The sequence below is a fragment of the Pseudomonas sp. FW305-3-2-15-C-LB1 genome, from assembly GCF_058787615.1.
This window is the reverse complement of the sequence record NZ_JBYSZX010000007.1, coordinates 150897-173921: the sequence shown is the minus strand read 5'-3', so window position 1 is coordinate 173921 and position 23025 is coordinate 150897. Positions and strand designations below refer to the sequence as shown.

General features: G+C 61.2%; 11 protein-coding genes. 2 read left to right on the top strand and 9 right to left on the bottom strand.

Translation table 11 applies throughout. The features are described 5' to 3' along the window. Window positions 1-142: 142 nt before the first annotated feature. Window positions 143-5947: an MG2 domain-containing protein gene (locus AC3WP7_RS16105; protein ID WP_102592225.1), complete on the top strand. Its 5805-nt coding sequence runs from the start codon at window positions 143-145 to the stop codon at window positions 5945-5947. Then, complete coding sequence (pbpC, locus tag AC3WP7_RS16100; protein WP_102592191.1) at window positions 5928-8228, top strand: penicillin-binding protein 1C; 2301 nt, start codon at window positions 5928-5930, stop codon at window positions 8226-8228. The genes AC3WP7_RS16105 and pbpC overlap by 20 nt, the downstream gene beginning before the upstream one ends. Before the next feature lie 86 nt (window positions 8229-8314). Here the strand turns inward: pbpC and glmS are convergent, their stop codons facing one another. The 9 genes from glmS to AC3WP7_RS16055 all read right to left on the bottom strand — a co-directional run bounded on the left by glmS (window position 8315) and on the right by AC3WP7_RS16055 (window position 22999). After that, window positions 8315-10147: a glutamine--fructose-6-phosphate transaminase (isomerizing) gene (glmS, locus tag AC3WP7_RS16095; protein ID WP_092241519.1), complete on the bottom strand. Its 1833-nt coding sequence runs from the start codon at window positions 10145-10147 to the stop codon at window positions 8315-8317. 10 nt (window positions 10148-10157) lie between these two features. Further along, a complete protein-coding gene (locus tag AC3WP7_RS16090; protein ID WP_058424356.1) occupies window positions 10158-10925 on the bottom strand; it encodes a DeoR/GlpR family DNA-binding transcription regulator in 768 nt (255 codons plus the stop codon). 131 nt (window positions 10926-11056) lie between these two features. After that, on the bottom strand, window positions 11057-11686 hold the full coding sequence (cysC, locus tag AC3WP7_RS16085; RefSeq protein WP_093514239.1) for an adenylyl-sulfate kinase: 630 nt from the start codon (window positions 11684-11686) through the stop codon (window positions 11057-11059). A 28-nt stretch (window positions 11687-11714) separates the two neighbouring features. Further along, entirely contained in the window at window positions 11715-12830 is a 1116-nt protein-coding gene (locus tag AC3WP7_RS16080) for a M28 family peptidase (protein WP_102592190.1), read from the bottom strand. An 18-nt stretch (window positions 12831-12848) separates the two neighbouring features. Next, on the bottom strand, window positions 12849-14777 hold the full coding sequence (gene asnB / locus AC3WP7_RS16075) for an asparagine synthase (glutamine-hydrolyzing) (protein WP_093514241.1): 1929 nt from the start codon (window positions 14775-14777) through the stop codon (window positions 12849-12851). A 35-nt stretch (window positions 14778-14812) separates the two neighbouring features. Continuing rightward, complete coding sequence (locus AC3WP7_RS16070; protein ID WP_158243782.1) at window positions 14813-15781, bottom strand: acyl-CoA desaturase; 969 nt, start codon at window positions 15779-15781, stop codon at window positions 14813-14815. 27 nt (window positions 15782-15808) lie between these two features. After that, the gene (locus AC3WP7_RS16065) at window positions 15809-19417 is read right to left on the bottom strand and encodes an alpha/beta fold hydrolase (protein WP_093514243.1); all 3609 of its coding nucleotides are present in this window, start codon (window positions 19415-19417) and stop codon (window positions 15809-15811) included. A gap of 74 nt (window positions 19418-19491) precedes the next feature. Next, a complete protein-coding gene (locus AC3WP7_RS16060; RefSeq protein WP_093514244.1) occupies window positions 19492-20931 on the bottom strand; it encodes a cytochrome P450 in 1440 nt (479 codons plus the stop codon). A gap of 19 nt (window positions 20932-20950) precedes the next feature. Further along, window positions 20951-22999: an acyl-CoA dehydrogenase family protein gene (locus AC3WP7_RS16055; protein ID WP_093514245.1), complete on the bottom strand. Its 2049-nt coding sequence runs from the start codon at window positions 22997-22999 to the stop codon at window positions 20951-20953. Between the last annotated feature and the right edge of the window lie 26 nt (window positions 23000-23025).

Sequence of the window (23025 nt, the reverse complement as noted above, 5' to 3'; positions counted from 1 at the left end):
ACCGCGCCTCGGCGGCGCGGCGTATCGGTTATGAGGTGCGCCTCACTTTTGTGCAACACGCCTGGCGGGACGGTGTATCGCCGTCATCTTTTGTATCAAAGACGCGTGTAAGATACGCCGCACTTAGCCAGGGATGCTCACCATGTTCGATTCGTTCAAAGCGATCAGCCGCCGTATTCTCGGTGCGTTATTGACTGTGGTGGGGGCCGTCTTTGGCCAGTGGCATCCGCCGGTCTGGCTGCGTGCCGTGGGCCGTGGGCTGGCTAACCTGGGCAGCCAAGCCCGCGCTTATCCACGTCAAACCGGTGCCGGCGTAGTAGGCCTGGCGTTGCTGGCGGCCGCTGGTTTCTATGGCTGGCACTGGTACTCCAACCTGCCGCAACCACATACCGCGAGCTATTCGCTGCACAAACCGAACCTCACCGACTACACCCAGCCCACGCCGGTTGTGGATAACTTGCAGGTGCGCTTCGGCGAATCCGTGGCCCCGCTGGCGGCCATCGGCAAGCCGGTCACTGAGGGTATCACCCTGAAACCTGCGGTCGCAGGCACCTGGCGCTGGGCGGACGACCGCAGCCTGTTGTTCGTCCCGGAAAAAGACTGGCCCATCGACGCCCATTACACCCTCGACCTGGCGAAGAAAAACCTGCTGGCCGATGGCGTGTTGCTGGACCAATACAGCACGCAGTTTTCCACCCAACCGTTCCGCGCCACCCTGGCGCAAAACGAGCTGTATCAGGACCTGTCCAACCCGACGCTGAAACAGCTGGTGGCGACCTTCCATTTTTCCCACCCGGTGGATGAAGACACCCTACGCAAGCGGGTGAGCGTGACCCTCGGCAAAGGCCTGGCCTACCGCGACGCCCAGTTGCCCAACCGCCCGGAAATTACCTTCGACGAGAAGAAACTCAACGCCTACGTACGCTCCGCCGCCCTGGCCACGCCACTGGAAAGCACGCCAGTCAGCGCCCGGCTCGACGAAGGCATCAAGGCCCGCGACGGCGGCAACGCCAGCACTGCGCCGCTGGTGGCGGAAGTCACCGTGCCCGGTCGCTATCGCCTGACCTTCACCGGGGCCGAAGTCAGCTTTGTCGACAACCAACGTGGTGAGCCGGAGCCCGTGCTGATGTTCAGCAGCTCCAGCGCCGTGGCCGATGAGACCATCGCCGGCAAGGTACAGGCCTGGCTCCTGCCGGAAAAAGCCCAGGACGACACGCGCCCCTATAACAGCAACGACATCGATGACGCCCTGCTCGCCCGCAGCACCAAGGTCAACCTGACCCACGTGCCCAGCGTCGAGCCGCTGAACACCCTGCACGCCTTCAAATTCAAGGCCCCGGCCGGTCGCGCCCTGTATGTGCGAGTGCCCGCCAACCTGGAAGCCATCGGCGGCTACCTGGCAAAAAATCCTACGGCGTCGCTGATCAGCATGCCGGCGTATCCGCGTACCTTGCAGTTCCTGTCCGACGGCGCCTTGCTCAGCCTCAACGGCGAAAAACGCCTGGGCTTCATGGCCCGTGGCGTGCCCGGCGCCCATGTGGAAATCGCCCGCCTGCTGCCCAACCAATTGCAACACCTGGTGGACCAGAGCAGCGGCAGCTTTGCCCGGCCGAATTTCGGCAATGAGTATTTCGATCGCATGGTCGAGCGTCAGGCGTTGGATATCCCGCTGTCCTCCAATGACCCGGCGAAAACCGTCTACGACAATGTCGATCTCAGCCACTACCTCACCGCCAACGGCGGTCGGCGCGGCATTTTCGTGCTCAAGCTCAGCCCCCAGGACGACCCGGCCACGCGCACATTCGAGTACGAGCGCAGCAGCACCAGCGACCTGCGTTTCATCGTGGTGACAGACCTGGGCATCATCGCCAAGCGTTCCAGTGATGGCAGCCATGACGTGTACGTGCAATCCATCGGCAATGGTTCACCAGTGTCCGACGCGCAAGTCGACATCATCGGGCGTAACGGTTTGCCGGTGAGCAGTGGCCGCACCGACGCCGAAGGCCACGCGCACTTCGCCAAGCTGGATGAACTGCGTCGTGAGAAAACGCCATTGATGTACGTGGTCACCCGCGGCAATGACCAGTCGTTCCTGCCGATCGCCCGCCAGTCCCAGCAGTTGGATTTGTCGCGTTTCGACGTAGGCGGCCTGGAAGAAGACGGTGCGAGTGATCGTCTCAGCGCCTACCTGTTTACTGACCGCGGCCTGTACCGGCCCGGTGAAACCGCGCACCTGGGCATGATCGTGCGCAGTGGCAACTGGAAGGGCATGCTGCAAGGCCTGCCGGTGGAGCTGCAAATCACCGACCCGCGTGGGCTGGAGGTGATTCGCCAGCCGTTGAAACTGTCCGCCAGCGGCTTTGAAACCTTTGATTTCCCCAGCAGCGAAGTCGCCCCCGCCGGGGAGTACACCGCGACCTTGCAGTTGATCGGCCAGAAGCAGACGCGCACCGACCTGGGCAGCGTGAACTTCAAGGTCCGCGACTTCGAGCCGGACCGCATGAAAGTCAGCCTGAGCCTGCATGACACGCCGGTGCAGGGCTGGATTGCACCGGACCAAGTGGTGGCCAAGGTCACCGCCATGCACCTGTTCGGCGCTCCGGCTGCGGGCCGTCGTGTCACCGCGAAGATGTCCCTGAGCCCGACGCTCGCGGCGTTTGATCGCTACCCGGACTACCGTTTCCGCCTTAACGATTCCCTGGAAGACGCCACGACCGAAGATCTGGCCGAAACCACCGTCGACGACAACGGCCAGGCCGTGATCGACCTCAACCTGCAACGCTTTGCCAACAGCACCTATCGCTTGCAGGTGATGACCCAAGTGTTCGAGGCCGAAGGCGGTCGCAACGTGGCGGCGCAAAGTGCCTTGCTGGTGTCGTCCGCGCCCTACCTGGTGGGTGTGAAAAGTCAGGATTCGCTGTCTTACGTCGCCAAGGATGCACCGCGCCAGGTGCAATGGCTGGCCGTCGCGCCGGACCTGACACCACTGGCGGTGGACGGCCTGACCAGCGAAGTGGTCGAGCACCGTTACGTGTCGGTGCTGGTGAAACAGTCCAACGGCACCTACAAGTACGAGTCACGCATCAAGAACATCAGCCAGCCGGCGTCACCGTTGGTGATGACGAAAGAAGGCGCCAAGCAGACGCTTAACACGTCGACACCGGGCGATTTCACCCTGCAGTTGAAGGACGCCAACGGCAACCTGCTCAACCAGATCGACTACAGCGTGGCCGGGCGTGGCAACACCTCGCGCTCCCTGGAACGCAATGCCGAGCTGCAACTGCGCCTGGATAAACGCAGCTATGCCACCGGTGATGAAATCGCCATCAGCATCCGTGCCCCGTACACCGGCGCCGGCTTGATCACTATCGAACGGGACAAGGTCTACACCCAGCAGTGGTTCAAGGCCGACAGCACCAACAGCGTGCAACATATCCGTGTTCCCGCAGGGCTTGAGGGCAATGCCTACGTGAACGTGCAGTTTGTGCGCGACATGGGCTCGGCCGAGGTGTACATGAGCCCGCTGTCCTACGGCGTGGTGCCGTTCAGCATCAACCTGGATGCGCGGCGCATGGCCTTGAAGGTGGAGGGTCCGGCGAAGATCGAGCCGGGGCAGACGCTGGATATCAAGGTCAACGCTGATCGCCCGGGCCGCGCCGTGGTATACGCCGTCGATGAAGGCATCCTGCAAGTAGCGCGCTATCAGACACCGGATCCGCTGGGCTTCTTCTTCCAGAAGCGTGCGCTGGAAGTCGGCACCAGCCAGATCCTTGACCTGATCCTGCCGGAATTCAGCCGCCTGCTCAGTGGGGCGGCGCCCGGTGGCGATACGGAGGGCGCCCTGGCCAATCACCTCAACCCGTTCAAGCGTAAACACCAGCCGCCGGTGGCCTGGTGGTCCGGGCTGGTGGACTTGCCGGCCGGCGAAACCGTGCTGCATTACCAGGTGCCGGACAGCTTCAACGGCAAGCTGCACCTGTTTGCGGTGGCCGTGGACAGCGACAGCGTGGGTGTGAGCGAAGCCAGCACCGACGTACGCGGGCCGATCGTGATCACACCGAACGTGCCGGCCTTTGTGGCGCCGGGGGATGTGCTCAACGTCAGCGCCGGGGTGTTCAGCAACCTCGACGCAGCGGCGAACGTGAAGTTTGAAGTGCAGACCAGTGACGGTCTGGTGGTGCAAGGCGATAAGGGCAGCACACTGTCCCTGCAACCGCGCAAGGAAGGCACGGCCGAGTTCAAGATCAAGGTCGGCGACACCCTTGGTTCGGCGGATTTGCGCTTTGTCGCGGTGTTGCCGGATGGCAAGCGCATCCAGGTCGCCGAAACCACCTCGATCCGCCCGCTGAGCGAACATCGCGTCGCCCTGAGCCTGGGTCGCTTCGACAGCGCCAGCAAAGAGCTGAAACCGACCCGCGAACTGTTCAGCCAACTGCGCGATGTGCAACTGGGCGTGGCCGCCTCGCCGCTGGTGTGGGCCAACGGCCTCAAGCATTACCTGGACGACTACGGCTACGCCTGCACCGAGCAACTGGTGTCCAAGGCCATGCCGGCATTGATCTGGGGCGGCAATGCACCTGAAGCCGAGCAAGCGTTCGGCAGTGCAGTACGCATGCTGCGCCAGCGTCAGAACCAGGCCGGTGGCTTTGGCTTGTGGGCGGCCAACCCGGATGTGGCGCCCTACGCCAGCCTCTACGCCACCGACTTTCTGATCGAAGCCAAGGAGCGCGGGCTGCCAGTGCCGGAAGACCTGCTGGTGCGCTCGAATGCGTACCTGACCGATCTGGCCAATGGTCCCAGCGAAGGCCTGTCGGAATTGCGCAACCGCGCCTACGCCAGTTACCTGCTGAGCCGTCAGGGGATTCTGGTGAGTGGTGCACTGAGCGATATCCGCGAGCGCTACGAAAGCTACTTCAAGGACACCTGGCAGAACGACCTGGGCGCCGCTTACCTGGCAGCCAGCTACAAGCTGCTCAAGCAGGATCGCCAGGCCGATACCCTGTTCCGCAAGGTGCCATGGCGCGCCCTTGTGGATAAGTGGGACAGCGACGGCCTGTATTACGACCCGCTGGTGCACGACGCCGAACACCTGCATCTATTGGCACGACACTTCCCTGAGCTGATGGACGATGTGCCTACAGCGCTGTTGGATAAACTCGGCAAACGTCTCAACGAACAGCGCTATAACTCGCTGTCGGCGGCCCTGTTGCTGCGTGCCCTGGACAACTACGGCCAGCGTGCGCAAAGCGACATGACCCTCAAGGCCACCGCCTGGCTGGGTGACAAGCAACAGCAATTGCTGGAGATGGCCGGCCAGCCGCCGCGCGCCGCCGTGCCGGGCAACACGCAAAAGCTGGTGATGGAAAAATCCGACGGCCCGGCCGCGTTCTACATGCTCAGCGAAGCCGGTTTCGACAAGGGCGCCAAGCTCAAGCCGATCAACAATGGCCTGGACATCATCCACGAATACCTCGACCTCAAGGGCGAGCCCGTGAGCAAGGTTGCGGTGGGTGATGAGTTCCTGGTGCGCCTGCGCCTGCGCGCTACCGACCGCGATCAGGTACAGCAAGTGGCCGTGGTCGACCTGCTGCCGGGTGGCGTCGAGCCTGTGTATAACTTGCCGCCGGAGCCAGAAGCCGCCAGCACGGAGGAAAACGAGGGCGAAGAGTCCGAGTACGTGGAAGCAGACAGCCAGGAAGAGCAGAGCTGGCAAGCCCCCATCGGCGAAACCGAGCTGAGCAACTGGCAGCCGGACTACGTGGATGTGCGTGATGATCGCGTGGTGTTGTACGGTACCGCGCTGCGTGATGTCGGCACGTTCGTCTACCGTGTACGCGCCACCAACGCCGGCACCTTCAACACGCCACCGGCCTACGCCGAAGGCATGTACGAGACCACCCTGCAAGGGCGCGGCAAAGTAGGCCAGCTTGAAATTACCAAGCCTTAAGCGCCTGGCGCCGCCGCTGCTCGTAGCGGCGGCGGTGCTGGTGGGCCTGCGGCTCTGGCCCCATGCCCCGCTGGCACAGGCTGTCAGCTCATCGCGGGTAGTGTTGGCCGACGATGGTTCACTGCTGCGCATGACGCTGGCGGATGACGGTCAATACCGCCTGTGGCTACCGCTGGAGCGGATCTCTCCTTCGCTGGTCCAAGCCTTGCTGCTCAAGGAAGACCGCAATTTCTACTGGCATCCGGGGATCAATCCCCCGGCGTTGCTGCGGGCGGCCATGGCCACCTACAGCGGTGGCCAGCGCCAGGGCGGCTCGACCTTGAGCATGCAACTGGCCCGGCGCCTGTGGGACCTGAACACCCGCCAGGTGCCGGGCAAGTTGCAGCAGATGGCGCTGGCGCTGTGGCTGGAGGCACGCTACAGCAAGCACGATATCCTTGAGGCCTACCTGAACCTGGCGCCCATGGGCGGCAATATCGAAGGGGCTGAAGCCGCAAGCCGTATCTACTTCGGCAAGTCGGCGACGCAGCTGTCGCTGTCCGAAGCGCTGGCGCTGGCGGTGATTCCGCAACAGCCGGGGCGGCGGGCGCGCTTCGGGCCCTCACTGCAAGATGCGCGACTGCGCTTGATGGCGGACTGGCGCCAGACTTATCCACAGGACCCGCGCAACGACAGCCTGCTCGATTTGCCTTTGGAAGCGCGCAACCGCCAGCAGATCCCGTTCCTCGCCCCGCACCTGAGTGAACAGCTGCTGGCTTCCCAAGCCGGCAATGAATTGAACAGCACCCTCAACCTGCCGTTGCAGCAATTGCTCGAACGCCTGATTACCGGGTTTATCGCCGAGCGGCGCAGCACAGGGGTGGAAAACGCCACGGCGATCCTGATCGACAGCCGTGACCAGAGCGTCAAGGCACTGGTGGGCTCGGCGGATTACTTATCCACAAACCTGCACGGTCAGGTGAATGGCGTGCTGTCGCAACGCTCGCCGGGGTCGACGCTCAAACCCTTTCTATACGGGCTGGCGCTGGACCAGGGGGTCATCCACCCCATGAGCATCCTTAAAGACTTGCCCAGTAACTTCGGCTACTTCCAACCGGAAAACTTCGACGGCAGTTTTGTCGGCCCGCTGACAGCGCGAGATGCGTTGATCCGCAGTCGGAACATCCCGGCGGTGTGGCTCGCCAGCCAAGTGAAGTCCCCGTCTCTATACGGATTGCTGCAACGCGCCGGCATCAAAGGCCTGCGCGACGAGAGCCACTACGGCCTGGCCCTGGCCCTCGGTGGCGGCGAGATGACCCCGGAAGAACTGGCGCGGTTGTATGTGATGCTGGCCGGTGACGGGCACCTGCGCCCGTTGCGCTATTTGCAGGAACAGCCGCAATCCACCGGCGCGCCGTTGCTCACGCCTCAGGCCGCGTTCATGGTGCGCGACATGCTACGTCGCAACCCACGCCCGGATGGCCTGCCCGGCCGCCACTGGCGCACCGCCTGGAAGACCGGCACCTCCTGGGGCTTTCACGATGCCTGGAGCGCGGGGCTGGTCGGCCCTTACGTGCTGGTGGTGTGGGTGGGTAACTTCGATGGCCGCCCGAACCCGGCGTTTATCGGGGCCAAGACCGCTGCGCCGCTGTTCTTCCGCATCGCCGACGCCCTGCCCCTGGCCTTGCCCAACACCGTCATCAAGCCTGACAAACCGCCCGCCGGGCTGGTGCGCATCGACGTCTGCGCCGCGTCCGGCGAACTGCCCAACCGTTGGTGCCTGCAAACCCGCAAGACCTGGTACATCCCCGGTGTCTCGCCGATTCGCGTGTCGAACCTGCACCGCCCGGTGCTGATCGACACCCGCACCGGCAAGGCCGCCTGCCCGCCGTTCGATCCGCAGTACACCCGCGAAGAAGTCTTCGAATTCTGGCCCAGCGACGTGCAACGCCTGTACCGCGCCGCCGGCCTGCCCCGGCGCACGCCGCCCAGTGTGATGAAAAACTGCCAGCCCAACCGCCTGAGTGACCAGAGTGAAGCGCCGCAGATCCGCTCGCCACTGACCCAGGTGAGCTACCAGTTGCGCTTGTCTCAACCCCAGGAAAGCATCCCGCTGAATGCCAATGCGGCCAGCGATGCGGCGACGCTGTATTGGTTTGCTGATCAAACCTTGATCGGCCAGGGTTCGCCGCAGACCACGCTGAACTGGCGGCCGGGCAAGTCGGGGGAGTGTCGGTTGCGGGTCAGTGATGATCAGGGGCGCAGTGCGAGCCGGGGGTTGAAGGTGGAGTTTGTACCTTAGGGGGACTGCCGCACTTAACGTAGTTTGATTCCTCACCTCCCCGAGTTGATGCTGGAGACCCTGTCGGGCCTCCAGGGTGTGGCGGGTTACTCCACCGTCACCGACTTCGCCAGGTTACGCGGCTGGTCCACATCGGTGCCTTTAAGCACGGCCACGTAGTACGACAGCAATTGCAGTGGGATGGTGTAGAGAATCGGCGACAGGGTGTCGTGGATGTGCGGCATGTTGATGACATGGGTGCCTTCACCGTTGGTCATGCCGGCTTTTTCGTCGGCGAACACCACCAGTTGGCCGCCACGGGCGCGGACTTCCTGCAGGTTGGACTTGAGCTTCTCCAGCAGTTCGTTGTTCGGCGCCACGGTAACCACCGGCATGTCGTCATCCACCAGGGCCAATGGACCATGCTTGAGCTCACCGGCCGGGTAGGCTTCGGCGTGGATGTACGAGATTTCCTTGAGCTTGAGCGAGCCTTCCATCGCTACCGGGTATTGCGCGCCACGGCCTAGGAACAGGGTGTGGTTCTTGTCGGCGAACAGCTCGGCGACTTTTTCCACGGTGCTGTCCATGGCCAGGGCTTCACCCAGGCGGGTTGGCAGGCGGCGCAGTTCTTCGACCAGGGTGGATTCGACGCCTTCGGCGAGGGTGCCGCGAACCTGGCCCAGGGACAGGGTCAGCAACAGCAGGCCAACCAGCTGGGTGGTGAAGGCTTTGGTGGACGCCACGCCGATCTCACGACCGGCCTGGGTCAGCAGGGTCAGGTCGGATTCACGCACCAGCGAGCTGATGCTGACGTTGCAGATGGCCAGGCTGGCGAGGAAGCCCAGCTCTTTGGCATTGCGCAGCGCGGCCAGGGTGTCGGCGGTTTCACCGGACTGGGAGATGGTCACGAACAGGGTGTCAGGCTGCACCACCACTTTGCGGTAGCGGAACTCGCTGGCAACTTCCACTTGGCACGGGATGCCGGCCAGTTCTTCGAGCCAGTAACGGGCAACCATACCGGCGTGGTAGCTGGTGCCGCAGGCGACGATTTGCACGTTGCGCACTTTGGCGAACAGCTCGGCAGCTTGTGGGCCGAAGGCATTGACCAATACCTGGTGCTGGCTCAGGCGACCTTCGAGGGTGCGTTGCACCACTGCGGGTTGCTCGTGGATTTCCTTGAGCATGAAGTGGCGGTACTCGCCCTTGTCGGCCGCTTCGGCACCGTCGCGGTATTGCACGGCTTCGCGCTCGACGGACTGACCGTTGACGTCCCAGATCTGCACGCTTTCACGGCGGATATCAGCAATATCACCTTCTTCCAGGTACATGAAGCGGTCGGTGACTTGGCGTAGCGCCAGTTGGTCGGAGGCGAGGAAGTTCTCGCCCAGGCCCAGGCCGATCACCAGCGGGCTGCCACTGCGCGCGGCAACCACGCGGTCGGGCTGGCTGGCGCTGACCACGGCAAGGCCATAGGCGCCGTGCAGTTCCTTGACCGTGGCCTTGAGGGCAACCGTCAGGTCACCAAGGTCCTTGAGCTTGTGGTTGAGCAGGTGGGCAATGACTTCGGTGTCGGTGTCCGAGGTAAATACGTAGCCCAGGCCCTTGAGTTGTTCGCGCAGTACTTCGTGGTTTTCGATAATGCCGTTGTGGACCACGGCCAGGTCGCCGGAGAAATGCGGGTGGGCATTGCGTTCGCACGGTGCACCGTGGGTCGCCCAGCGGGTGTGGGCAATGCCCAGACGGCCTACCAGCGGCTCGCCAAGCAGCGCTTGCTCCAGCTCGCTGACCTTGCCCGGGCGGCGCATGCGCTCAAGTTTGCCGGCGTTGGTGAAGACGGCCACACCGGCGCTGTCGTAGCCACGGTATTCCAGGCGCTTGAGGCCTTCGAGCAGGATGGGAGTGATGTTGCGTTCAGCGACTGCGCCTACGATGCCACACATGGTGTTTCTCCTAGATGATTGCCGCGCATATCAGCGTAATGCCGCGGGCTTGGATCTGGTCGCGGGCCTCGAGCGGCAGGCGATCATCGGTGATAAGGGTATGGACACTGCTCCACGGCAGTTCCAGGTTGGGAATCTTGCGGCCGATCTTGTCGGACTCGACCATCACCACCACTTCACGGGCGACCTCGGCCATGACGCGGCTCAGGCCCAGCAATTCGTTGAAGGTGGTGGTGCCGCGCTCCAGGTCGATGCCATCAGCCCCAATGAAAAGCTGATCGAAGTCGTAGGAACGCAGTACTTGCTCGGCGACTTGGCCCTGGAATGAATCCGAATGCGGGTCCCAGGTGCCGCCGGTCATCAGCAGCACCGGCTCGTGTTCCAGTTCGCTCAAGGCACTGGCCACGTGCAGGGAGTTGGTCATCACCACCAGGCCGGGCTGGTGGCCCAGTTCAGGGATCATCGCGGCGGTAGTGCTGCCGCTGTCGATAATGATGCGGGCGTGTTCGCGCAGGCGCATCACAGCCGCACGGGCGATGGCGCGCTTGTACACCGAGATGGGTTGGGTGGCGTCGCCCACCAGTTCCTGGGGCATGGTGATCGCGCCGCCGTAGCGACGCAGCAGCAGGCCGTTGCTTTCCAGGGCAGCCAGATCTTTACGGATCGTAACTTCCGACGTTTCGAAACGCTTGGCCAACTCGTCCACGCTGACTTCGCCCTGTTCATTGAGCAAGGTCAGGATGTTGTGGCGCCGCTGGGGTGTATTTCGTTTCGACATGGTGATGATAAGTTTCGTTTCGAAAGATAACGAAGGCAATCAAAACCTATTGTCGCGAAGTCGTCAAGCGCCAGCTGGAGTTTTCAGCAATGCAGAGCGGGCCCGACGCTCGGCGAGGGGTCAATGCGGACTCAAGCAATCGCCGGCTGCCGCCCCATGGAAAGTGCCGGCGTGACAATGCCAATGTTCACCAGGTAAGCCAGGATATCGTCTGCGATTTGCTCGGGTGCCTTGCCGCTGGTGTCGATTTCCAGGTTGGCCTGGGTGGGTACTTCGTAGGGCGAGTGAACGCCGGTGAAATTGGGCAAGCTGCCCGCCCGGGCTTTTTTGTATAAGCCCTTGGGGTCGCGACGTTCGCATTCCTCAAGCGGGGTGCTGAGGTAAATTTCCACATATTCATTGTGATTGAGGATGTTTTTCACGAATTCGCGATCCTTGCTGTAAGGCGAGATAAACGCACACAGCACGATCAGCCCCGCGTCGGTAAACAACCTGGACACTTCCCCGACGCGACGGATGTTCTCCACCCGGTCTTCGGCGGAAAACCCCAAATCCTTGTTCAACCCCTGACGCAGGTTATCGCCATCCAGTACATAGGTATGGCAGCCCATACGGTTGAGCAACTGGTCCAGCGCATTTGCGACGGTCGATTTGCCGCTGCCGCTCAAACCGGTGAACCATACGGTGCAGGGCTTGTGGCCCTTCAAGGTGGAGCGGTCGGTTTGATCCAAATGGTATTCCTGCCAGCGCGTATTGTTCATAAGAGTTCCTTTCTTCACCAAAACCAATTCAGGCCGCCTGCTTGATCAGGAATGCCAGGGTTGCCTCACAGATGCCGTGCAATTTTTGCTTGTCGACGGCCGTCTCATAACGGTCATCGATATGATGGAAAAAGCCGTTCCCACCCTGAATCGACAGATAGTCATCACCGCGCGGGATGAATGCGCCCTCACCGGACGGCTCTCCACCGGTGGGCGCGACAATGTCGGGGGCTGCCTCGGCGCGTTGCAGCTGTTCCAGGTAGTGTTCTTGAAGTGGCGTCGTGGAGGCCTGCATGAAAAACAGCGGGTCCTGTGCGGCGGCAAAGTTGGCGCCCAGGTGTAGCCACAGATGAACCTTTGGCCCCTGCGCCCATTCGGCACTCGCGTGTTGCATGCCCAAGTAGCCGAGTTCGTGCCCGCAGGTCACCAGGAATACAACGGAGCGCGACAGTTCGATATCGCTCAGCCGCTGTGCCATATGAAGCAGGCAGGCGACGCCACCACCGCGCTCGGAAGCGCAATACCACCAGCCGGTTCGGGGGGTAAACACAATGATGGGCGACAGATGCGGTTGGGTGCCGTGCTTCGTCGCGATGATGTTGGTCGACTGCGCCGGGGCAAAACACAGGCTCGACTCGATTCTGGCCCTGCCGTGAGTCTTGAGCAGGCTGCGTATAAGGTCGCGGTGTTCACCGGAGACAAAAAAACCCGGCTGGGCAAAGGGCGTTTTGAATTCATCGGCATTGAGTGGCGTCAGCCCAGCAAGCGACCCCATGGTAAAAATGATCATGGCGGCGGCGCCCGACGATTGCTTCAGGTCCGCCAATTGCTGATTGCCCATCGTCGACACTTGAGCCAGACGGATATCGCAGGGCTCGGAAAAGCCAATGGTGCCTTCCAGATTCATATGCTCAGGCAGCTGCGTATCCTGGCACGGCATCAGCTCAAATTGATTCTCGCCCAGCAGCAGCCAGCACTGATGGGTCTGCACGGTGGTAAAGGCCAATGCCTGAGTGCGCACTTCGAGCCCCGCCTCGCTTAAAAGCCCTTGCATCCACTCGGAAACCAGAGGGTCCTGGGGCTGACCTGTTCGATGGGGGCCCATCCCATCGTAGGTTTTCAACAGTTCGCTGATAAGGCTCATCCTTTGACTTCCTTATGCCTACAGGGATAACCCGAATTGTTTTTGCATAGAGCAGGCACTCGCCACTTGCACCAACAGCGCATCGGCACCGGCTTGTACGTTGACGGGAAGGTTGGGCAGGTTGGTAACCAGCGCCAGCAGCTTCTTGGTGTCGTAGAACGGCAATGACTGCGCCTCGGTGCTGCTAAGGGTGTCGCAGATAAACTCCTGCAATGCGCCGAAGCTGTGCCGGGAAACCGTTGGGGCCATGAACGGTTGTTTCTGGCGGTCGTAGACGCGCTGAGGGATCAACTCCCGTGCTGCCTCGCGCAACAGATGTTTTTCGCGATCAAGATGGATTTTCTGGTGCACCGGCAACCGGGCGCAAAACTCGGCCAGGGGGTGATCAAGAAACGGCGGGCGACCTTCAATCGAATGGGCCATTTCCATCCGGTCGCCAAGCACGCTGAGCATGTAGTTGGGAAACGAGGTCTTGCACCACAGGTACAAAGACTGATTCACCGCATCGCGCCCTCTGAGCCGGGCGCTGACATCGATCCCGTCCAGAAACGCCGCGATACTGTCGCGCCCGCTGAGCATCTGCGAGAACGCCGGGGTATAAAACGAGGAATACAGCTTGAAGCGCCGGATACTGCCCGCCAGTTGCGCCGGGATGTAGCCCAGCATGGCTTTGATATAGGCAAGTTCGCTGCCCGACTCCTCCGAGAGCAGCAACCCGATAGACGTTTTGTTGGCCTGCTTCAACTGCTCAAGCTTCAGATTCACGGCATCCTGGCCCAGTATCGCGGCGCTGGTGGTCAACATGTCCTGACGGAAGATGGGATAGCCGGCGAGAATTTCATCGGCGCCTTCACCGGTCAGGACCACCTTGATCCCCTGCTCGCGCACCTTACTCGACAAGATGTACTTGGCCACCCCATGGGGGTTGATGAACAGCGACTCGGCGTGCCGGACCGCCTGGTCAAAATGGTCCGCCAGGTTCTGCTGTGTCACATCGACCCGATGCAAACGTGAACCAGCCAGCGCGGCCATTTCCTCAGCCATCGCGTATTCGTCGTACAGGTCATCATCGAAGGAGATGGTGAAGGCTTCCAGCTTCCTGGCACTGAGGCTGTTGGCCATCCCCAGGATGCTGCAGGAGTCCAGGCCACCACTGAGGTAGCAACCTACGGGCACATCCGCTTCCAGGCGCACCTTCACCGCATCGGTAAAGAGTTGCCGGAATTCTTCAACATAATCGGCACTGGTACGGCGGTCGGCCTCCAGTTGCTGCGTCGTCAAATAGTCAAGGTCCCAATAGCTGACCGTGCGCAGGTGTCCCTGGGTGACCAGAATGAAATGGCCAGGTGCAACCTGCTTGATGTTTTTGAAGAATGTGCGGTCGTTGTGCAGGATGCCTGAGTCGAAGTCGTACACGCTCTCTACATCCCACTCGGCCGGCGCGCCCATGGCCAGCAGGGCTTTGATTTCCGAGGCGACCATGAATTTTTCCTGGTCCTGGTAGTAGAACAACGGCTTTACGCCAAACCGGTCGCGGGCGGCAAACATCTGCTGTTTGCGCCGGTCCCAGATGACGAACGAGAACTCGCCGCGCAGGTGTTCAAGGCAGGCCGAGCCGTATTCCAGATAGAGCGCCAACAGCACTTCACTGTCTGAGTGAGTCTGGAACGGATAGCCCTTTTGCTGCAGGCTCGCGCGCAATTGGCGGTGGCCGTAGATTTCACCATTCACCACCGCAACAACATCGTGCGCGGCGCTCAACAGCGGCTGATGTCCGCCTGCCAGGTCGACGATGCTCAGACGGTTGTGGGCCAGCACGACCTTGCCATCCTCCGAGCTCCAGAGCCCACGGTCATCGGGCCCGCGGTGCTGCATCGTGTCCATCGCGCGATGCACATGTTGAAGAGCGAGCGGTCCTTGCGTCATAACGCCGAAAATTGCGCACATATCAATCCCTGCCTGATAAAAGTATTAACAGCCCACTAAGGTCTTTTGGAGTCGCGAAGCTTTTGCGAGGTGGTGCGGATATCCCAGACCAACCCCACCTTACCCAGCAGGCGAATAATCAGCCCGGTTATATCCAGCTGCCACCATTCAACCCGGGTCGTGGCAGAAGCCGGGAAAGCATGGTGATTGTTGTGCCAGGAGGCACCGAGGGTTGGTAGCGCCAGCCAGGCGTTGTTGGTGCTTTTTTCCTGAGTGACGAAGGGCCTGGAGCCGAAGCGGTGGCACACTGAGTTAACGATGTAGACACCGTTTTGCACGCACCAGATGCGCGCCAGCCCCGCCAGCACAAAGCCATTGAGCACTCCCTGCCAAGTCCCCGCCAGCGCCCCGCAGATCGCAGCCGGCAGTGCCAGCCCGAGCAGTACCCAGTACAAGTAATAGTGCGTTACGAACGCGACGGTTTTATCGCGCACCATATCGGAGGCAAACGCGGCGACGTTCACGTACTGATCACCGAACGACCAGCCAACATGGGCATGCCAGAGCCCGCGCAACCCCTTGAGCGCGCCACGATGATCGAACCACGGCGAGTGGGTATCCAGTTCGGTATCGGTGTATTGGTGATGGCGTCGATGGTTAGCGACCCAGAATGCCACCGGCCCCTGGGCGGCGGTCGCGCCCATGATTGCCAGGATCAGCTTGCCGGCCGTGCCGGTCTTGAACGCACGATGAGCAAAGAAGCGGTGGTAGGCGCCTTCGATGCCGAAGAAACTCAGCACATACATCAGCACGAACACACTGACATCGACCCAGCTGAAACCACGGGTCAGGCCGATGTACAAGGCCGCACACACGCCCAGCAACGGCAGCCCGTTGAACAACAGGCTCAGCAACCGCTGGCGGCGGATTAAGACCGGATTGCTCAGGGTAACGCGCACACTGGCGGTGGCCGGCGTCTCCTCGGTCACAGGCCGGCGCAATGGTGGCGGCATATTCACGTTCATAGCGTCATTCCTTGTCCCGGACATGGCTCACTCCAGAATCCCGTTAAGCACAGCGACCACTTGCTCCGGGCATTCCACATGCAGGTTGTGGCCGCCCTCCAGCGTATGGATGCGCTGCGGCGCGACGGCCGCGTGGAACACCTCAAGGTCGGCTTTTCGGTTGGAGCGGCTTTTCGAACCCAGGACCAAATGGGTTTCCAAAGGCAGGCCCTGCAGTAGCTCGATGTACTCAAGCCTGCTGATGCCCAGCCCCATTCCCGCCCGAAAACGCAGGCGCGCATCCCAGGTCCAGCAGATGCCCTCTGGCGCAGGCCGGGTAATGCGTCGCGCCAATTCAAGCGCCTGGGCCGGCAACAGGCTGGGTGTGACTGTGCGCAGGCGCGAGGCGGCCTCTTCAAGGTCGGCCATGGGTTTGTGCACGTGCTGCGTCTTGAGAAACTCGACAAGCTCGCGGTAGCGCTCCACCTGCGGCGTGAAGCGTTGCACCGGTAACACCGGCTCAACCAGGGTCAAGCTCTTGACCGCCTGCGGGAACGCCGAAGCGTAGGCCACCGCGATAACCGAGCCGAACGAATGGGCCACCAGATGCAGGGGCGCCATTGCGTATTGCTGATGAATGGCCTGCATATCCAGCACGTAGTCGAGCAGCGTCGCCAATTGCTCGGACGAGCCATGACCGCTGCGGCCGTGCCCGCGAATGTCGGGGGCCACGTAGCGGCGGGAGCTCAGATCCAAATGCTGTACCAGCGAATCCCACACGGGCCCCTGTTCCAGCAGCCCATGCAGGAACAACATCGAAGGCGCAGACGACGGCGCCCCCCACTCACTGACGCACATCGGTTCGGCCAACGAGGTGACAAACGACTCTCGCCGCTGGACACCGAGCGCGGCAGGCATCGGCGCATACCCCAGCCGTCGGGCCAGCGCCTGGGTCTGGGCGCTGAGCGCGCGCGGGCTCGCTTGGTTTTTCCACGCATCGGCCAATCGCGGGTCGATGGCTTCACGAGTCTTGAAATTTGGGTCCTCAATGGCCATGGAGGTCGCGTGCACCCCGTCACTCATGCGGTCCTGGGCATAGGGGTTCAACATGGCGGCGTCGTAATCGACGCCGAGGAAATCACACAAGCGACGGATAACCGGCTCGGGTTCGCGCACCAGGTCTTCGTAACAAATGTGGATAACCCGCTGCGGATCGACATGCGCCTGGAAAAAATCGAGCACATTCTGGTTGCCGCTCTGCCAGATCTTCTGCGCCGTGGAAAACCCATCCTCGGCCTCGGCCCCAATCAGCTTGTGCATACGCATGCGGGTAAACGACTCGATGACCGGCAGGGGATGACGCACCAGGTGAATATAACGCGGCCGCTCGAACTGGCTTTCAGCATTGACCAATGCCTGCGCCGAAGAGGCGTAACTGGGCGATTTGTCCACCAGCAACGGGCACCGGGTGTGGTCGAGCAAAAATTGGTACACCTCGCTGACCGGCGTATTTTCACGCACCCAATGGTCGATGCGTTCACTGGCGGCCTGGGCATCTTCCAAAAAAATTTCCATCAGTGCGCGCTGCAAGCCCTGATCGAAATAGTTGGACTCGGACGCGGCTTTCCATTCGCCAATGGTCGCGTAGGCCAACAGATGCAATTCAGGCGGAGCAAAGATCTGTGGGTGGCCCTGGACCATTGCGCGTAGCAAGGTGGAACCCGAGCGTGGGCTGGACAGCAGGAACACAACGCCTTCCCTGACCTTGATGTCGGCATCAATGACCGGCAGCTCAGCGGGGAAAGCCTGCGCACCGGCAAGCGACTCGTCGTCATCCACGGTTGCACCTGGAGCGTCGGTACTGAACAGCTGCTCATACAGGTAGCGGGAAAACAGGCGAATGCTGTTGTGGGTGAAAATCTCACGGGGATAAATGATGAAATCCAGGTCGCGTTTGACCTGACTCAACAGCTCCATCAGTACCAGTGAGTCTAGGTTCCATTCGCTGATATTGCTGTCGAGCGTCAATGGCGCATCGCGGCTGTCGGAAAAACGCTGGAACAGTTCGCTGAGGTACTGTTCCAGGCAACTGATCGCCGCCTCGCGATCCTTCAGACCTGCCAGGTGTTTGAGCAGCCTGGATTGAGGGCCGGCACTTTGCGCGGGTGCTTGCGCTACCAGGTCCGCCAGCAACCGGCTGCCCAGCTTGTGACCCACCAGACGTTGGATGGTGACCCAATCGACCTCGGCGATCAGTTGCTGTCGCGGGCCGCCATTCAGGCCGCGCAACGCTTGCAGGGCCTGCTCGGGCACCAATGGCTGAACGCCAAGAGATGCCCAAATACCCGCGGCATCCTGTCCGTGACGGGTGGCCATGCCGACATTGAGCATCGGCCCCCAATTGATGCAGAACACCTCAGCTTGGCGCCCACGGGCCAACTGATCCAGAAACTCGTTGGCAGCGCTATACATGCCCGCCCCACGCGTACCGATCACCGAAGCGATGGACGAAAAAAAACAATGACGAATATCGGGCGCGTCGAAAAACTCCAACAAGTTGATCGCGCCCATCAACTTGCCCTGAAGCACCTCGATGTCTTGCTGGGTATCACTGTCGACGAACAAACCCTCATGCAGGCTGCCGGCCAGGTGAAAAACGCTGTCGATGCTGATGTCCTGAGCAGCCAGGGTGGCTTTGAGGTCAGCGAGGGCCAGCGGACGGGTAATATCGACGACGCTGTAGATGACCTCCTCCCCCAGCGCTTGCCGCACGGCAATGCGTGAATGAGCGGTTCGTCCCACCGCCACGATCTTGCCCGCACCCTGGCTGCGCAAAAAATGCACCAGCTCTCGCCCCAGCGCCCCCATACCACCCACCACCAGACAATTACCCCATGGGCGCGACTTGGCCTCCACGTCGGGTGCGGGGCGCAACGCGAGCGCGGGAAAGTAGACGCGGTCCTCAACCAGTTTGACCTGACGCTCGCTGCCCGACGCCACCGCCAGGAGGTGTGCCAGGCTTTGCTGGCAGTCGGCTCCCTGGTCTACGGTGGTGACCGTGGCAAGGTCCAGCTCCAGGTTCAGCGCTTTACCCAAGCCATGGAAGATCGCCGGCAGTGGCAACCAGCCCAGGCTTTGGTCGCCGGTACTTATCGCGCCGTGGGTCAGGAAAAGCAGGTTCAAATCATCCGACTCAATCCTGTTCAGAACATCGCGCAGCTCGCTCAGCAACGTCGCCAGCCGTGCAAAATCATCATGGGACGGCGAGTCATCAGTGGCCCACAGTGTCGCGACATCAACCACCAGTGTCAGCGGGTCCTGCCGGGCCAGCTCAGCCAGGCGAGCACTCAGCGTCGCAGTGGATGGGCCGCTCGTACTGCGCTCGTGCATGGTGCCACAGCGTAACCGCTCAAGCAGGTAAGGGTCGGCTGTCCAGGCCAGGACAGTGCGGGGTGCGACGCGGGGGGCCGCTTGCAGGTAATCCTGCAGCTCGGCGGAACGCCAGCACACGTCATACGCACTGACGCCCTGGTGATGGCTGCGCGGAGTAAAGTCCGCATCCACCGCGTAATCATCATGCAGCCGTGCGACCACTGCCATCAGCTGTTGCCGGGTAAACCCTTCCAGTTGCGTCAACAACGAACTATCCACACTCATTCCCTATTCCCGACCATGACCCTGATTACGCGCGACCCGCCCGGGCCTGCGTGATGACACGCGCCAGCTGGCGTTCAAATGCAAGGCTGGCGCCGCTCCAGCAGCACCGGTATCTGGCCTTCCGGGCCCATCACGATTCTGCGCAAACTGGGTGCGGCACTGTCCGCGTAGTCGATGGCGTTGTTGATTCGATAGCGCTGCATCACCGTCGCTAGCAGCAAGATGCCGTCCATCATGGCCATGCCCATGCCGATGCAGGATCGCCCTCCGCCGCCGAAGGGAATGAATGCATGTTTCTTTTCCTCGCTCAGGCGTTCGAGGTCGAACCGAGAGGGATCGAAGGCCAGCGGGTTATCCCAGTAATCACGATGGCGGTGCATGGAATAGATGTTCAGCACGATCATGGTGTTGGCCGCAATCGTGTAGCCGGCCAGTTCGGTCTGCTGCTTGGCACAGCGGATCAACATGGAGCCAGGCGTGTAGTGACGCATGGTTTCGTTGAGGATTTTGCGGGCATAACCCAAGCGCCCGACATCCGAAACGGCAGGCAAGCGGCCTTCCAGCAGGGTGTCGATATCGTGCTCCAGCCGTGCTCTGATATCGGGGTATCTGGACAAAAAATGGAAGGCATAGGTGAAGGTGTTGGCACTGGTTTCGTAGGCCCCGAAACACAGGGTCATGCACTCGCTCAGCAGTTGCTCGTGCTCCATAGGCTGGTTGTTATCGGCGTACCTGGCCTGCATGAACATCTGCACCATCGAGCGGGTGGGCGTAGGTGTCGTGGTGTGGTGCTCGATCACCTTCTCGATGAGGGCCAGCATCTTCTTCTTGGCCTTGATAAAGCGCACGTTTTGCGGGGTCGGCACCCATAGAGGCAAAGGCAGCACTTGGCGTGCCCGCTCCATCGTCAGGATGTTGGCCACTTCAAACGACTCACGCAGGGTCTGGGCTGCCTGATGAAAATGCTCGTCGACGCCAAGGACGTTTTCGCAAATATTGCGCCGTGTGAGCGCCAGCACTTCTTCCTTGAGATTGACCCGGGTGAGCTTCTGCGCATCCCAGCGATCCATCATCTCTTTGGCCGCGTTCACCATCGGCGCAGCAAACTGATCGGTCAGCATCGGGTTGAAGGTTGGCTTGAGCAACTTGCGCTGACGCTTGTTGAACTCACCGTCGCTGGTAAACAGGCTATTGGTAAAAAACCGGTCGATTTCCTTGAAATTGCGGTTACCGTTTTTCTGAAAGTGACCATACCGGTCACTCAACACAGTGCGGATATCATCGGGATGGGAAATGATCACGGCCTGTTCTTTGAGGCCGAATTTGATCCGGCAGATATCACCATAGGTCTCGTTGAATTCCACCAGTGCCGCCAGAGCGTTGCGGCGCAACTTGTTCACCGTCCCCAGAACCCCCGCGGGGCCGGGCAGGTCTTTACCAAGGCCCATGGTTCGCGCATCGGTGGGTAGCTGTGACAGGGTAAAATCTTCGGCTTGCTGAACAGGCAGGTTCATGGGTATTCCCTCGTGGCTATCAGGCGGAAATTTCTTTCATCAACAGATCCATCACCTGCTCGTCGGTCATCGCGTCAATCGCGGCATGGGACGTTGAGGTTTCTGCCGTTGGCGTGTCCAGGGGTTTGTCCACCGGCGGGCCAACGCTGTTGCGGCCTGCCAGTTCACAGACCAGGTAAGCCGCCAGCTCGTCGATGCTGGGGTAGTTCCACAACAGCGTGGCGTCCAACTCAAGGTCCAGGAACTGTTCGAGGTCGTGGACGATTTCCACGGCGTCGGTGGAGTCCAGGCCAAAGCTGGTGAAGGGCTCGTTACCGTCGATCTGTTGCGGTGCCACCGCGATGCAGCGCGCCACCCAGGCTTTGATCCACTGTTGCAACTCGACAGGTGAAGGCCCCTGGCCGACAGCCACAGATACCCGGGCGGGTGCCGGCTCGGCCTGAGGCGTCAGCGCTGCAACCTGGGCAGACGTTTCCTCGACTGCCTCCTTTTGCAGGTAGGCATCGAGCATTTGGTTGTCTGCCGGCAACTGTTGCTCGATATCGGCGATATCGGCCATCAAGTCATCGATTTCGTTGCATACCGCGTCAATCCCGGTAAGCGCCACTTCACACGGCGCACCGTACAGGGCCGCCTGTTTGAGTTGCTCGAAACGTGCGCTGGCCCAGTCGTACGCGCGCTTGAAGCGCGGCTGTGCACTGCTTTGCATGGCGAGGTGCAAAAACCCCTGCAGTACGCCAAAGGTCGACACTTCACCCACTTTGTACTGCACCCACTTTTTCGTCAGAAGCGCATCGCCCTGCACAAAGGCATGGCTGCCGGCCCGCTCCTGGATCTGGCGGGCCGTCTGGGCAATCGCCTGGCTGATATGCGGCGCCAGCAAGGTGGTGTCCAAAAAGGCGAAAAAATCCGCGCCGCCCTTGAGGATTCGACCGCCCAGGTACATGTTCATGGTTTCCGTGGGGCCTTCGAACACCCGCAGAATCCTGGCGTCCCGGAGCAGCTGGGGCGCGCCATTGGTTTCGATATAGCCGCGGGCACCGAGCAATTGGGTCAAGTGATCCGCCGCCTCGCCAAACAGCTCCGGCGCACTGGATTTACAGGCGGTGAACACCTCCGACGGAATGGTCACTCCCTGGTCCATGAAGCGCCCGACACTGAACACCAGGGTATCCACGGCCGTAATGGCCGCAGAAACATCGCTCAGGTGTGCCTGTGTCACCGGGTTGTCCAGCAGCAACCCGGTGGAAATCCTACGCCGCCGGGCATAACGCAACATCAACTGCGCACAGCGCTTCATGCCCCCCAGGCTCAGACCGGCAATGCCCAGGCGGGCATGCATCATGATGTCCTGGGCAATATCCATCCCGACGTTTTTGCTGCCCAGCAGGTACTTTTCCTCGACCTGTGCGGCATCGAACTTCACCGTGTTCTGAATCATGGCGCGCATGCCCATGGTCAAGGCTTCGGGCCCCTGGCTCACACCTGCCGTATCGGCCTTGAGTACGTAGCCACTAATGCCGCTCGGCCGCTGCTGGTCATCTAACTGCTGGACAAACACCGTGGTCACACCCGCCCAGGCGCCGGAACCGATCCACGATTTCTCCCCACTGATCGCCTGCCGCTGCGAGCCGACCGGTACGGCGAAGGTCCTGATCGAGCGAGCATCCGAGCCGGCGCCAGGTTCAGTGAAGGCAAACGCAGCCAGCTCACGGCCCCACGCCAGACGAGGCAGCAACTCAAGTTTTACCTCTTCACTGGCGTACATCTGGATCGGCCAGATGCCCAGCCAGTTATTGAGCCCGACGAAGGTACCCAACGTCATATCAATAGCGGTCAGCTGTTGAATCACGCGCATCAGATCAACCGTGGACAGCTCCAGGCCACCGTAGCGCTTGGGCACCTGCATCCCCAGGATGCCTTTGTTGCCCAGGTCCAGGATGATGTGCGGCGCGATAGTGCGGCGCTCATCCATCACCCTGGAGTTGATCCGGGTGGTTGCGTATTGACGAATCCAGCTGATCAATTCCTCAGCCTTCTGGTGACTTTCCAATTGATCGATGGTCATGACATTCCCTGCCAAAAAAGAGAGTT

What these genes read in the sequence shown, in the direction of transcription:
- AC3WP7_RS16105 (WP_102592225.1), top strand. Translation starts at nt 143, where the DNA reads ATGTTCGATTCGTTCAAAGCGATCAGCCGCCGTATTCTCGGTGCGTTA.
- glmS (WP_092241519.1), bottom strand. Translation starts at nt 10,147, where the DNA reads ATGTGTGGCATCGTAGGCGCAGTCGCTGAACGCAACATCACTCCCATC.
- AC3WP7_RS16090 (WP_058424356.1), bottom strand. Translation starts at nt 10,925, where the DNA reads ATGTCGAAACGAAATACACCCCAGCGGCGCCACAACATCCTGACCTTG.
- cysC (WP_093514239.1), bottom strand. Translation starts at nt 11,686, where the DNA reads ATGAACAATACGCGCTGGCAGGAATACCATTTGGATCAAACCGACCGC.
- AC3WP7_RS16080 (WP_102592190.1), bottom strand. Translation starts at nt 12,830, where the DNA reads ATGAGCCTTATCAGCGAACTGTTGAAAACCTACGATGGGATGGGCCCC.
- asnB (WP_093514241.1), bottom strand. Translation starts at nt 14,777, where the DNA reads ATGTGCGCAATTTTCGGCGTTATGACGCAAGGACCGCTCGCTCTTCAA.
- AC3WP7_RS16070 (WP_158243782.1), bottom strand. Translation starts at nt 15,781, where the DNA reads ATGAACGTGAATATGCCGCCACCATTGCGCCGGCCTGTGACCGAGGAG.
- AC3WP7_RS16065 (WP_093514243.1), bottom strand. Translation starts at nt 19,417, where the DNA reads ATGAGTGTGGATAGTTCGTTGTTGACGCAACTGGAAGGGTTTACCCGG.
- AC3WP7_RS16060 (WP_093514244.1), bottom strand. Translation starts at nt 20,931, where the DNA reads ATGAACCTGCCTGTTCAGCAAGCCGAAGATTTTACCCTGTCACAGCTA.
- AC3WP7_RS16055 (WP_093514245.1), bottom strand. Translation starts at nt 22,999, where the DNA reads ATGACCATCGATCAATTGGAAAGTCACCAGAAGGCTGAGGAATTGATC.